The sequence below is a fragment of the Eudoraea sp. genome, assembly GCF_039969275.1.
Classification (GTDB): Bacteria; Bacteroidota; Bacteroidia; order Flavobacteriales; family Flavobacteriaceae; genus Eudoraea.
This window is the reverse complement of the sequence record NZ_JBDVOC010000003.1, coordinates 365,089-378,036: the sequence shown is the minus strand read 5'-3', so window position 1 is coordinate 378,036 and position 12,948 is coordinate 365,089. Positions and strand designations below refer to the sequence as shown.

Below are 12,948 nucleotides of genomic sequence, written 5' to 3'. Positions count from 1 at the left end.
GAATAATTAAGTGACTTTTATAATACAATCTCTGTTGGTTTATTTCCCCCAATATGATTTCTTTCACTTGGGTTTAGTTGAATTGGCTGGCCGAAATAAATCGGTAAAATTTAATTATTTTTCTTAAATTGTATGAAAACAAAGCCGATGCCAATATACATGGACCGTCATGATATCCCGAAAGAAATTACTGCAGAGCACGTTGCTCAAATGCACCAGGAAGATCTGAAAGTAGAGCATTTATATGGGTGTAAGGGTATGACTTATTGGTGTGATACTAAACGGCATACTGCTTTCTGTTTGATAGAAGCACCTAACAGAGAAGCCATTCAAAATATGCACAACCACGCACACGGCGAATTTCCTCATGATATCATTGAGGTAGATGCGCATTTGGTGGAATCATTTCTTGGGCGAATTGAAGATCCTCAAAAGGCTGAAAATGAGGAATTAAATATTATAGATGATCCTGCCTTTAGAGTGATCATGGTTCTGGAAACTTCCGATTATCTTCACAGGCTGGATACTCATCAACTAAGCATGTTCACTCAGAAATTTCATCGTAGTGTTGCGAAATCTGTTAAACATTTTGAAGGAAGCATCATTCGGGAAAATGATAAATCATACTTAATCTCTTTTAAATCGGTCACCAATGCAGTATTATGCGCCTTAAAGATTCAGGATAGTTTTAAGTACAGTTATCCTAAATTGGAAAGGGATAATCAGAGACTTAAAATAGGACTAAGTACGGGTATACCTGTGACTTCAAATGATGGTGATGGTATTTTTTCAGAATCCATTTTCCTTGCAACGCAGATGTGTGAAATTATCAGGGGCCAAATCGTTATTTCTTCTTCTATTAAGGCATTGTATGAAAACGAAAATCGAAATGCTGTTATTGATGATCAATTAATCCGAACCTTGACCCCTCGGGAAGAGCTATTCGTTACTCAACTGGTACAATTTTCTGAATGTACCTGGAATAAATCAAATTTTAATATTAACACTCTAAGCAAAGAACTTGGACATAGTAAATCCCAATTATATAGAAAAATTAAGAAACTTACCGGTAAATCACCTATCACCTTCATTAGAGAATACAGGTTACATAAAGCATTGGAACTTATCCATGACCAACAGGGGAATATTTCTGAGATTGCCTTCGAAAGCGGATTTAATAGTCCTGCTTATTTTTCAAAATCCTTTTTCGAGAAATTTGGTATCCTGCCTTCAAAATATGCCCAAATGTATCAGAGTTAAAACCTTTTTCTTTTAAGATCAGGATGAATTAAAAGTGTAATTTTTTGAATTAATAGTAGCTATTAGCCTGTTTTGGTCTATCTAACTTTACGTTAAATCCTTAATACAAGTAATATGATTACAACACCTTAGGCAAGAAAACACCAAAAAAGAGGTACTCCCCACTCTTTGTTCCTTAAAGGAAATATGCTATCAAAAAAATATAACAACCTATTAATAACTAAAACAATGTCGAATACAATGGAAAAAAAAGAAACTATTAAAGATTTATCAACTTCATTAATCGAAGACTTTAAGTTGAACCTTAGGGGAGAAATTGTACAAGCTTCGGATTCAGACTATAACGATGCCAGAAAAATTTTCAATGGAATGATTAATAAACACCCAGGAATGATCGTTTACTGCACAGATGTTGCAGACGTGATAGCCTGTGTTAATTTTGGCAGGGAAAATAATCTTCTAGTTGCTGTCAGGGGAGGTGGACATAACGGCGGAGGCCTTGGCCTATGCGAGGAAGGTTTGGTTATTGATTTATCTGGACTTAAGAGTGTACGGGTTAATCTAGCGGATCAAACAGTACGGGTCGGAGGTGGAAACCTCTGGGGTGAAGTAGATCACGCAACACATCCATTCGGGTTGGCAGTTCCGGCTGGTATCATTTCATCAACAGGAGTTGGAGGATTAACCCTTGGGGGAGGTGTAGGCCATCTATCCAGAAAATACGGTCTTACCATTGATAATCTTTTAGAAGCTGACATGGTTTTGGCAGATGGTTCCTTTGTTACGGTTAATTCAAATAACCATCCAGATTTGTATTGGGCTATACGCGGTGGTGGTGGAAATTTTGGAGTGATAACCTCATTTAAATTCCAGGCACATCCTGTGAGTACCGTTATTGGTGGCCCCACCTTATGGCCTATAGAAAAAACAGAAGAAATTATGTCATGGTATCATGATTTTATTTCAAATGCACCAGATGACTTAAATGGTTTTATTGCTACCATGGTTATCCCGGGACCACCTTTCCCTGAAGAACTACACAATAAAAAGTTTTGTGGTATTGTATGGTGTTATACCGGAGAGCCGTCAGACTTTGATAAACTATTTCAAGAAGTCAGAGACAAAAATCCTGTATTTGAGCATGTTGGGGAGATGCCATACCCTGCCATTCAAACTCTTTTTGACGGATTATTTCCTTCGGGCTTACAGTGGTATTGGAGAGCAGATTTCTTTAATGACATTAGGGAGGAAGCAAGGGCAGCTCATTTAAAATATGGATCCATTATTCCAACCCCATTGTCGCAAATGCACTTATATCCCATAACTGGAGCAGCTAGTAGAGTGGGCAACGAGGATACTCCCTGGGCTTATAGGGATGCCAAATACGCCGGAGTCATTGTAGGGGTTTCCCCCGAGCCGGAAGACGCTCCGAAGATCACCAAATGGTGTAAGGACTACTGGGAAGCATTGCATTCATATTCTGCCGGGGGGGCATATTCCAATTTTATGATGGAAGAGGGACAGGAAAGGGTTCAGGCTAGTTATAAGCACAACTACAAACGTTTGACCGAAATCAAAAAAACCTATGATCCAAATAATCTCTTTAGGGTAAACCAGAATATAAAACCTAAAGAGTAGCATCCTTATTTAAAATTCCTCATATCTTCTTTGATAGAACAGTAGGGATTTAAGATAACCAGGGGAAGATAAAGTGCCAGTTACTTTACTTCCCCATTTTTGATGTATAAACTCAACACCTTAAGTTTACAATAAATTGGAGATGGAAGCGTTTTTATTCCACAAGTAAAATCAACCCAAATACCTACCAAAATGCTTAAAAAAATTATTGGATACACATTCGTTTTAATCAGCTTTTCCTTGTTCGCTCAATCGGAAGAAACATGGACCTCAACTTTTGATAATGAGGTTAATTGGCAGACTGTTAGTGCACTGGGAAATTATATAGTACAAACAAATTCTGGCTTATTCGGAATTGATAATAACAGCGGGGAGGTGATCTGGAGCGATATAACTTTTGGCCGTTTGGATGAAAATTCATTCATGGAACTTGAAAATTCGCCCTTTGCTAAAATTGAGACAGAAAAAGGGTTATTTATAATTAATCTGTTTGACGGGACTAAAGTATTCAACTCTTTTGAGCATGGAATTAAAAATGTGAAACAGCACTTTGTCCTGTACCAATCTAATGCCATAGTTGTAACAGGGAAATCTGTATCAGGTGAAGATATGGCTCTTTCAATTGATATTTCTTCCGGTAAAGTACTCTGGAGTAAAGAAGGTAGTTTTGGTAAATTAGTAAATCTGGTTGAGTTAAATGAGGATGAATTGTTGGGTATAACTTTGCTGAAAAATGTAAAAATTAAATCAAAAACGGGTGATGTTATCTGGAGCAATGAAAATTCAAGTGAGGCCAAACAACTTAGTAAAATGGGGGCCTTTGGCAATCTGTTGAAGGAAGTAGCCGAAGTTGCCGCAGAAGGCATCGAGATTAAACTTGATTTTAAGATGCATCCATCAGGAAAGTATTTTATCATAGGCACAGAACAAAGAAATGAAAGTCAATCCATGACCTCCAATGGTAATGCCCTTATAACCTATACCTCTTCCTATAGAGCATATGATGTTGCAAATGGAGAACTATTTTGGAAAGATCCGATTCAGGTTAAGGGAGAGTTGGGGCTTACAGCTTGGATAAGCAACAATCTATTGGTTCTGCCGTATGGAAAGCAAAATTCCAGAGTAAATCTATATTCTATGGAAGATGGTTCCGGATTATGGGGTAAAAAAGGAAAAGGCATCAGTATAAAAGGAGGAATTTATGATTACACTCCTACCGAAAACGGAATGCTGGTAATCACCACTAGAAATGAGAAGCATTTTTTAAATTATCTCGATACCAAAAACGGCCTCTTCACATTTGATAAAACTATTAAAGTTAAAGGTCATGTAGGCTATACACTTACCACAGAGCTAGGAATACTTTATGCCACTGCTGAAGAAATGAATATTGTAAATACTGGTACCGGAGAACTTTTATGGGACAAAGATCTAAAAACCCATTATAAGTTAGTAAACCATAATGGGAACCATTTATACACCTATGATTATAAAGCCGGGGCTGTAATAAGTGTTAATCTTGCCAATGGGGCAATTGATATGTCTGGTTTAGAACCTGTTAAATTTGAAGAAAATGAATCCCCTAATACTTTGGAGTTAAGAGAAAAAGGTATCCTCTTAAGCTCTGATCAAAATTTTGCTATGTACGATTATAACGGGGCTCTTTTATATCAAAAATATTACGCCTCACCAAGAGAAGAAGGATGGAAACGAGCATTGCTTTTCGCAGGTGCAGTTTATGCTGGTTATGTCTCTGTAGCAAGTACAATGGCTTCGGGAGTGCTGCAGGAAGCAGGAGCTCAACAAGGACTGGATACTGTTGAAGGGCAAACATTTGCGGAGTTGGGAGCTGCCTACAATGAAATGGGTAAATCGGCAGGTAGTGCAGCTGGATTGGCTTTTAATGCTGCTAATAAAAGATTCAAGGCCACAAAAGAAGCAAGAAATTATTGCATGGTCCTTACTAAAAGTGAAAATGGAATTGAACTTTTAAAAATTAATAAAGATACCGGTGAAAGTGAAAGCAGTATTCCTCTTGGAAAAAACAGGAAGCCAAATTATGCCATTGACCTGGTTGAAGGTGAAGTCTTTCTAAAACATGATTCCAAGATGGTGAAACGGTTTATTTTATAGTTTACTTTTAAAATACCTCTCTTACTATTTTTTTGATGCTGCTTTTTTGTTTTGAAGTGGCAAAATCATATATGACCAGACTTCTAATTGACACCATATAATCTTTGAACATTTTGCACTATATTTATTGAGATTTGCATAATCAACTCTGTAAGTATAGATGAATCAAACCATCCTCGAAAAAATATTAAATTCCACTTTTGAGCAAATCTTCTATTTGTATACCCTTGATAAAGGACAGATGAATTATGATTATCTTTCCTTTGAACTTAAAAAAACAACTAGCAAGAATTCATAATTTTAAAATTCTGATTTATGGACATACAAACTATTAAAAGAAGGGATTTTGTCAAATCTCTGGGTCTTATCTCAGCTGGAACATATGCAGCAGGTCTGGGAGCTTTTGGCCTTGGTTCCTGCCAGCCTTCGCCTGTATTCAACAAAAGGGAAGCTGTTTTAAATCTGTTGACATCAACCGGAAAACAGGACTATATCCCTAGCGGATTTTTCGTTCATTTTGGTGAAGGGTATCAATGGGGTGATGCCGCAGTAGCCAGGCATCTCGAATATTTTAAAGCTATTGATATGGATTTTATCAAAATCCAGTATGAAGCGCTGTTTCCGGCTATCGATACCATAAAAAAACCTGAAGACTGGGCCAATATGCCATTTTACGGGAAAGATTATTACGAAAAGCAGCTTTATGTGGTTAAGGAACTTGTAAAACAGGGTAAAAAGTTAGCTCCTGTCATTGCCACTTTTTATTCGCCATTCATGTGCGCCGGTCATAGTGTTACAAGCCAATTGGTTACCGAACATTTAAAACAAGATCCTGAGAGTGTTAAAAAGGGTCTTGAAATTATCACAGATAGTGTAATGATCTTTTTGAAAGAATGTAAAAAACTTGGTGTCGATGGATTTTTAGCACCAACACAGGGCAATGAAGCTTTTAGATTTCAGGATCCGAACATATTTTTGGATTATATTAAACCTACAGATATGGTGGTACAGAATGAAATTAATGATGGCTGTATCTGCAACGTACTACACATATGTGATTACGAAGGTCCTTATGACGATGTGAGCCCGTTTGTTGATTATCCGGGTCATATTGTAAATATGAGTGATGTGATAGCAGGTAAAAGAGTTCCCTTAAAAGAGTTGTATACTATGTTTGGCGAACGGCCTATAATGGGTGGCCTGGAGAAAAGAGGCCCAATCCTTACCGGTACAGATCAGGAGATTCAACAACAGGTAACTGCAGTTCTTGAAGAAGCTCCGGATCGTTTTATCTTAGGCGCGGAATGTGCTTTATTAGGCGAGGTGGATTGGAAGAAAGTACGAACCGCTGTAGACGTGGGTCATACAATTACTAACAAGTGATGCTTCCATCTTTTTTAGAATTACCTCGAAATTTAAGTCAAAAATTACACCGATAATAGGTTTTTACATATGAAATATACAGCGGACAACGAAAGATATGACAAAATGAAATACAATCGTTGTGGTAACAGTGGTTTATTACTGCCTGCAATATCTCTGGGATTGTGGCATAACTTTGGAGGGATAGATGTTTATGAAAATGGCAGGAATATGGTGCGGAGGGCATTTGATCTTGGGATAACTCATTTTGACCTTGCCAACAACTACGGGCCCCCGTATGGCTCTGCAGAAGAGACTTTTGGCAGAATTCTAAAGGGGGATTTAAAATCCTATAGAGACGAATTGATTATCACTTCCAAAGCAGGTTATGACATGTGGCCCGGGCCATATGGTGAATGGGGTTCCAGGAAATATCTGATTGCCAGTTGTAATCAAAGTCTGAAAAGAATGGGGCTCGACTATGTGGATATTTTTTATAGTCACAGGCCCGACCCAAATACACCTCTTGAAGAGACCATGATGGCCCTGGATCAGATTGTACGATCTGGAAAAGCGTTGTATGCAGGTATTTCTTCCTACGACCCGGAACAATCTCAGAAAGCAATAGATATTTTGAAAGAACTGGGTACACCATGCCTGGTTCATCAACCATCGTATAGTATGTTCAACAGATGGGTAGAGGATGGTTTATTGGATGTGCTCGGAAAAAATGGTGTTGGTTCGGTAGTTTTTAGTCCCTTATTTCAAGGGTTATTGACGAATAAGTACCTAAATGGTATTCCAGAAGGTTCCAGGGCATCCAAGGCGCATAGCTACCTGCAATCCTCAGATATCACACCAGAAAAGATAGCCAAAGTTAAAAGGCTAAATGAAATCGCTGAATCCAGAGGTCAAAAAATGGCTCAACTGGCACTTGCGTGGGTTTTAAGAGACAAAAGAGTTACTTCAGTAATAATAGGTGCCAGCAAGGTATCGCAAATTGAGGATGCAGTTGAGATTCTGGATAATATGGAATTTACCCCGGAGGAATTAAAATCAATTGAAAATATTTTACAAGACTAATGGCTAATCTTATCTGATTAATTATTGATGTAAATTTGTCTCGGGCCTAATTAAATGAATAGTTAATTTACTTCCACCCGTAACAAAAATTTTCTTTTGAGACATATAGGCATGACCAGAATATTAATTATTGCCTTATCACTATTTTGCACCCAAATTCTAGCACAAAGTGATCCCCAGAAGTTGCTGATAAAGAATATCACCATAATTTCCGCTAATAATGGAGGTGTGACCAGCCAGGTAGGCCATGTCGTAATTGCAGATGAAAAGATCAATTACGTGGGTACGAAAAAACCAAAAAAGTCAACCCTTTATGAAGTTATAGACGGGAGAGGAAAATTTCTTATCCCGGGCTTGATAGATTCTCATGTTCATCTGGCCAATACTGCGGGATTTAACGGATCCTTGAAAAGCAAATACCCTGAGTTAATGCAGCTTTATTTTGAACAATTGCCCAGAAGTTATCTGTACTTTGGTTTTACTACTTTAATCGATGTAAACAACTACCATCCCAAATTAATCAACCAGCTATTGGATGCGAATATCCGTCCAGATATTTATACCTGTGGAGAACAGGTTGTGGTGATGGATGATTTCAATATGGAAATGGAAGGTTATTCTAGCCAAGAAAGATATGATTCTAATTTTTTGAACGATACTTACAATTCCAAAATAAACTTGCCCGATACTATTTCTCCTAATGAGCATACTCCGCAAAAAATTATTGAAAATATCAGGGAACAATCAGGTATCTGTGCCAAATTAGTTTATGAAGATGAGGCATCGGGTTTAGCCGTAAGCTGGTCTAAACCCAGCACGGAGATATTAAGAGATTTAATAGCTGAAGCTCAGAAATTTCAACTGCCATTAATTTTACACGCACCATCTTTGGAAGGCCATCAGATAGGATTAGAAACTGGCATTCAAATATTTGCTCATGGGCTATGGAATTGGAGTGCGGATCCCAAAGACTTCAGGAATCGAGACTTAAGTGAGGCGCATAAACAGGTACTGCTCCAAATAGCGCATAATGACGATATAGCATATCAGCTTACATTTAGGACAATCACCGGAGAACAAGATTTGATTTCTGCTGATTTTTTAAAGGATAAAAACCTGGAGCATGTTTATCCAAAAAGCTATATGGATTTACTGAAAACGGAAGAAGGACAGTGGGGGAAAAATAAAATCTTCGGTCGATCTGAATTTTTGAAGAAAACAAATCCTGAATTTTATAACGCGTTACGGGCTAATCACACAGATGACCAAAAGATGTGGGAAAAGGCATTTGAAATTTATAGGCATCGACTTAATACTGTTGCCAGGTTTTTAGCTCAGAACAATGCCAACCTTATCTTAGGTACAGATACCCCCGCAATGAATATGTACACAAATCCTCCTGGCTATAACGGAATAATGGAAATAAGACATTGGTATGAAGCCGGGATTCCGTTAGAACGCATTTTCTCTGGAGCCACTTTTAATAATGCTGCTGCCTTTAATCTCCAGAATTTATATGGAAGTGTGGAAAAAGAGAAAATTGCCAACTTACTTATATTAAACTCCAACCCCTTGTTAAATGTAGAAGCATATAACGATATCGATATGGTCATTATTAGGGGAGACCTAATTGAAAGGAATCAATTATCCGCAGCAGAATATTAGTGTTCAGATGTGAACAAGCAGGGCTTGGTAACCATGGTTTATTTTAAAGTTAATCTCTCGTTCACTTGAAGGAGACCCTAACTAAAATTCAAAAGTATGCAAGAATCCCAGGGAAACTGTATTCCAGGTTCTGTTTTCTAATTGTATTCCGGTATAGGAAAGATTTATTTCAGTCAAAGGTCCCATTAAGTAGCCTATTATAGGTCTGTAATAGATTCCGCCTTCGTTGCCTTTATTCAATCCAATGCCATAGCCCCCATCAACACCAAAGGAGAACGAATTTGAAGGCCATATTCTTAAGGAAGCAGCAAGTGGGACAAACTGAACATCTGTAAGTCCTTCTGCAATAATATCAGATTGAAAAGATTCCTTAAATCCATAGATAAGCCCTGTACTTACACCCAGGTCTACTACTTCTCCAAGAGCCCACATATAACCCAGGTCTATACCTGCCATCAGGCTTATCTCATCATTAAAATCATCAATAGGCAAACCTGCGTGTATTCCTACCTTTAAACCTTCTTGCGCATACAATCCCATTCCTAAAAATGTGAAAGCTAATGCTAATATTGTTTTTCTCATTTGTACCGATGTTTCTTTATACAACGCCAAATCTAGCAGCTTCTTTAAAGTAGAACTCATTTTTGTTGCCAAACTGTCTTATATGGTTGTGAAAATCAAATAAAATTTTTTAAGGATCAGCTCAGTTGGTCTAATCCCAACTATTAGCCTATTAAATCTGGGTATTTCTAATAGCAACTATGTAAAAAGAGTTTCGGTACACTTTTTCCATGATTTATGCAGAATTCAAAAAAAATAGCATATTTTCATTGCTTCTTAAGAACAGTTTTTTTATATCGGATATATATCGATAACTAATAATTGTTAGACGATTTTATTAGTCTACAAATCCTGAAATAGATAGTTTTATTTTTAATAATAGCCTAAATTTACAGACCAATACCAAAAATTAAAATTCGGGAATAAATCAAAAGCTACTATGATAATAGGGATATTGAAGGAAACTCAAAAAGGTGAAAAACGTGTTTCAATCTCTCCTGGGATTGCTAAAAAATTAACTGATAAGGGTTTTGAAGTAGTTGTGGAAAAAGATGCAGGTGCCTATTCTGCTTATAAGAATTCAGATTATATAGATGCTGCAGCAAGAGTAGAAAAGAGAGAATTAGTTTTTAAAGACTCTCAAATGCTAATAAAAATTAATCCCTTTAATGAAGAAGATTTAAAATTAGTTAACAAGGAGCATGTTTTGATAAGTCACTTGTATCACAAATCAAGACCGGAATTAATCAAAAAAATCGCAGCTAAAGGAGCATCCGCTTTTTCTATGGATGCCGTACCCCGAATTTCCAGAGCACAGGACATGGACGTATTGAGTTCACAGAGTAATTTGGCCGGATATAAATCGGTTATTCTTGGGGCCTATGAAATGAAAAAGATATTTCCATTGATGATGACCGCTGCCGGAACAATTAAACCAGCCAGGGTGTTGATATTTGGAGTAGGGGTTGCAGGTTTACAAGCCATAGCAACGGCTAGACGCCTGGGTGCTATGGTTAAGGCTACCGATATAAGACCAGAAACCAAGGAGCAGGTAGAATCCCTGGGAGCAAAATTTATTGTGGTTGAGGGAGCCAACGGGGAATCTGAAGATGGTTACGCCAAAGAAGCTTCAGAAGACTATATTCGCAGACAAAAAGAAGCGGTTAATAAATCACTATATAAAGCAGATTTAGTAATAACAACTGCCGGTATCCCTGGTAAAAAATCACCACTTTTGATCACCAAAGAGCAGGTTCTGAATATGAAAAACGGAGCGGTTATTATTGATTTGGCTGCTGCGCAGGGAGGAAATTGTGAAATAAGCCAGTTAAATAAAACGGTAACCTTAAATGGTGTAAAGGTAATTGGAACGAGTATCGCACCAGAAAGTGTTTCAACAAATGCAAGTGAATTGTACGCAAAAAACATGTACAATTTTATTAAACATCTTACTAAGGACACGAACCTGAAATGGGATATTGAAGAACAGATTACAGATGAGACTTTGATTGTACATAACGGAACCATAAGAAAATAAAAAGCAATTAAAATGAATGGATTACTAGAATTTATCAGTAATAATCTCGAAATGATTTACATCCTCATCCTCTCAGTATTTGTTGGGGTAGAGGTCATTAAAAATATTCCTGCTGTTTTGCATACCCCATTAATGTCTGGCGCTAATGCATTGAGTGGGGTAGTGGTTGTAGGAGCCATATTGGTAATGCTAAATTCTGATCCTGAGGATTATTTTTCCTTAACGCTTGGATTTATTGCCGTAGTATTAGGTATTTTAAATGTAGTTGGTGGCTTTGCAGTTACAGGGAGAATGCTTCAAATGTTTAAAAAGAAAAATTAATGAACATCTCATTGAGCATTATATATCTGATAGCTACAGTATCATTTATAGTGGGGTTAAAGAAATTAGGCAATCCCACAACAGCAAAAAATGGAAATTTAATCGCCGCTGCAGGAATGGGGTTGGCCATTGCAGGGACAATTTTTATTCATGATTTTGAAGTACCTCCCCTAATTTATATTCTTATAGGTTTAGCAATTCTCACAGGGTCTATAATTGGTGGGTTAATGGCGTTCAAAGTAAAAATGACAAAGATGCCAGAATTGGTTTCTTTGTTCAACGGCTTTGGCGGATCTAGTGCAGCCTTAATTGGATTGGTAGAATTCAGCCGGGATGCAGGTGATAAGATGCAGGCTACGACAATTGTCTCAGGAATTATTATTGGGGCAATTACTTTTTCAGGAAGTATGATTGCCTGGGGAAAACTCAACGGATCGCTAAAAAGCGTAGTAAACATTCCATATCACAACATTGTAAACAACCTATTTTTAATTGGGGTTATCGCTTTTGCTGTCTTCATGGTATCAACAGGTGTTAACGATCAGGTTTTGGTAGGTGCTTTATTAGCATCAGGATTAATATATGGAATCTTATTTGTACTTCCCATTGGAGGTGCAGACATGCCGGTTGTAATTTCCTTATTGAATTCTTTGACTGGTATTGCTGCTGCTATTACTGGAGTTTTATATTCCAATATGGTGATGCTGATAGGAGGAATTCTGGTAGGTTCTGCGGGGATTATACTTACCATAGCTATGTGTAAAGGAATGAATAGAACCTTGGGAGCTGTTATTTTTGGTTCTTTTGGCGGAACAGATTCTGCATCCGACGAGGATAGAAGATTAGGATCCATAAAGAAAACAAACCCAAGTGATTCTGCAATTATGATGAATTATGCGTCCAATGTCATTATAGTGCCGGGTTACGGTCTCGCGGTGGCACAGGCTCAACATGTAATTCATGAACTGGAAGAGTTACTTACCAAGAAAGGGGTTGATGTGAAATATGCTATTCATCCCGTAGCCGGACGTATGCCCGGGCATATGAATGTATTGCTGGCAGAAAGCAATGTGGACTATTCCCTGTTGGTAGAAATGGAAGACATCAATTCTCAGTTTAAAAATACGGATGTTGTCCTGGTAGTAGGGGCAAATGATGTTGTAAACCCCGCAGCGCATAACGATCCTTCAAGTCCAATTTATGGAATGCCTATCCTTGATGTTGAAAACGCAAAACATATCATCGTTAATAAGCGTACCATGAACGCAGGATATGCCGGGATTGAAAATGAATTATTCTACAACGATAAAACGGTAATGCTTTTTGGAGATGCAAAAGCAGCCCTGACAAGTCTGGTTAGTGAATTAAAGAACATGTAATAAACTAAT

General features: G+C 37.6%; 10 protein-coding genes. 9 read left to right on the top strand and 1 reads right to left on the bottom strand.

The window, feature by feature from the left end:
* The first annotated feature begins 132 nt into the window (after positions 1 to 132).
* The 6 genes from ABJH90_RS02640 (at position 133) to ABJH90_RS02615 (ending at position 9,141) form a co-directional block, all read left to right on the top strand.
* A complete protein-coding gene (locus tag ABJH90_RS02640) occupies positions 133 to 1,260 on the top strand; it encodes a nickel-binding protein (protein WP_348142044.1) in 1,128 nt (375 codons plus the stop codon).
* A gap of 240 nt (positions 1,261 to 1,500) precedes the next feature.
* On the top strand, positions 1,501 to 2,898 hold the full coding sequence (locus tag ABJH90_RS02635; protein ID WP_348142042.1) for an FAD-binding oxidoreductase: 1,398 nt from the start codon (positions 1,501 to 1,503) through the stop codon (positions 2,896 to 2,898).
* A 192-nt stretch (positions 2,899 to 3,090) separates the two neighbouring features.
* Positions 3,091 to 5,031 carry a hypothetical protein gene (locus tag ABJH90_RS02630; protein WP_348142039.1) on the top strand — a complete coding sequence of 647 codons (1,941 nt, stop codon included), beginning with the start codon at positions 3,091 to 3,093 and terminating at the stop codon, positions 5,029 to 5,031.
* A gap of 315 nt (positions 5,032 to 5,346) precedes the next feature.
* Positions 5,347 to 6,414 carry a uroporphyrinogen decarboxylase family protein gene (locus ABJH90_RS02625; RefSeq protein ID WP_348142036.1) on the top strand — a complete coding sequence of 356 codons (1,068 nt, stop codon included), beginning with the start codon at positions 5,347 to 5,349 and terminating at the stop codon, positions 6,412 to 6,414.
* Between the two features lie 69 nt (positions 6,415 to 6,483).
* Positions 6,484 to 7,476 carry an L-glyceraldehyde 3-phosphate reductase gene (mgrA, locus tag ABJH90_RS02620; RefSeq protein ID WP_348142033.1) on the top strand — a complete coding sequence of 331 codons (993 nt, stop codon included), beginning with the start codon at positions 6,484 to 6,486 and terminating at the stop codon, positions 7,474 to 7,476.
* A 111-nt stretch (positions 7,477 to 7,587) separates the two neighbouring features.
* The gene (locus tag ABJH90_RS02615) at positions 7,588 to 9,141 is read left to right on the top strand and encodes an amidohydrolase family protein (protein WP_348142030.1); all 1,554 of its coding nucleotides are present in this window, start codon (positions 7,588 to 7,590) and stop codon (positions 9,139 to 9,141) included.
* Between the two features lie 81 nt (positions 9,142 to 9,222).
* Here ABJH90_RS02615 and ABJH90_RS02610 read toward each other — a convergent pair whose 3' ends face one another.
* Positions 9,223 to 9,723, bottom strand: coding sequence for a hypothetical protein (locus tag ABJH90_RS02610; RefSeq protein ID WP_348142027.1), 501 nt, complete (start codon positions 9,721 to 9,723; stop codon positions 9,223 to 9,225).
* A 418-nt stretch (positions 9,724 to 10,141) separates the two neighbouring features.
* Here ABJH90_RS02610 and ABJH90_RS02605 point away from each other — a divergent pair, with 418 nt between their 5' ends.
* From ABJH90_RS02605 to ABJH90_RS02595, 3 genes are read left to right on the top strand one after another with little or no spacing between them, the layout of a single operon-like run.
* A complete protein-coding gene (locus ABJH90_RS02605; protein WP_348142025.1) occupies positions 10,142 to 11,239 on the top strand; it encodes a Re/Si-specific NAD(P)(+) transhydrogenase subunit alpha in 1,098 nt (365 codons plus the stop codon).
* A 12-nt stretch (positions 11,240 to 11,251) separates the two neighbouring features.
* On the top strand, positions 11,252 to 11,560 hold the full coding sequence (locus tag ABJH90_RS02600) for an NAD(P) transhydrogenase subunit alpha (RefSeq protein ID WP_348142023.1): 309 nt from the start codon (positions 11,252 to 11,254) through the stop codon (positions 11,558 to 11,560).
* Positions 11,560 to 12,939, top strand: coding sequence for an NAD(P)(+) transhydrogenase (Re/Si-specific) subunit beta (locus tag ABJH90_RS02595; protein ID WP_348142022.1), 1,380 nt, complete (start codon positions 11,560 to 11,562; stop codon positions 12,937 to 12,939). Before ABJH90_RS02600 ends, ABJH90_RS02595 begins: the two co-directional genes overlap by 1 nt.
* Positions 12,940 to 12,948 lie beyond the last annotated feature (9 nt).

Bases quoted from the DNA above. Each gene is read 5' to 3' on its own strand.
- ABJH90_RS02640 (WP_348142044.1), top strand. From the start codon at position 133: ATGAAAACAAAGCCGATGCCAATATACATGGACCGTCATGATATCCCG.
- ABJH90_RS02635 (WP_348142042.1), top strand. From the start codon at position 1,501: ATGGAAAAAAAAGAAACTATTAAAGATTTATCAACTTCATTAATCGAA.
- ABJH90_RS02630 (WP_348142039.1), top strand. From the start codon at position 3,091: ATGCTTAAAAAAATTATTGGATACACATTCGTTTTAATCAGCTTTTCC.
- ABJH90_RS02625 (WP_348142036.1), top strand. From the start codon at position 5,347: ATGGACATACAAACTATTAAAAGAAGGGATTTTGTCAAATCTCTGGGT.
- mgrA (WP_348142033.1), top strand. From the start codon at position 6,484: ATGAAATATACAGCGGACAACGAAAGATATGACAAAATGAAATACAAT.
- ABJH90_RS02615 (WP_348142030.1), top strand. From the start codon at position 7,588: ATGACCAGAATATTAATTATTGCCTTATCACTATTTTGCACCCAAATT.
- ABJH90_RS02610 (WP_348142027.1), bottom strand. From the start codon at position 9,723: ATGAGAAAAACAATATTAGCATTAGCTTTCACATTTTTAGGAATGGGA.
- ABJH90_RS02605 (WP_348142025.1), top strand. From the start codon at position 10,142: ATGATAATAGGGATATTGAAGGAAACTCAAAAAGGTGAAAAACGTGTT.
- ABJH90_RS02600 (WP_348142023.1), top strand. From the start codon at position 11,252: ATGAATGGATTACTAGAATTTATCAGTAATAATCTCGAAATGATTTAC.
- ABJH90_RS02595 (WP_348142022.1), top strand. From the start codon at position 11,560: ATGAACATCTCATTGAGCATTATATATCTGATAGCTACAGTATCATTT.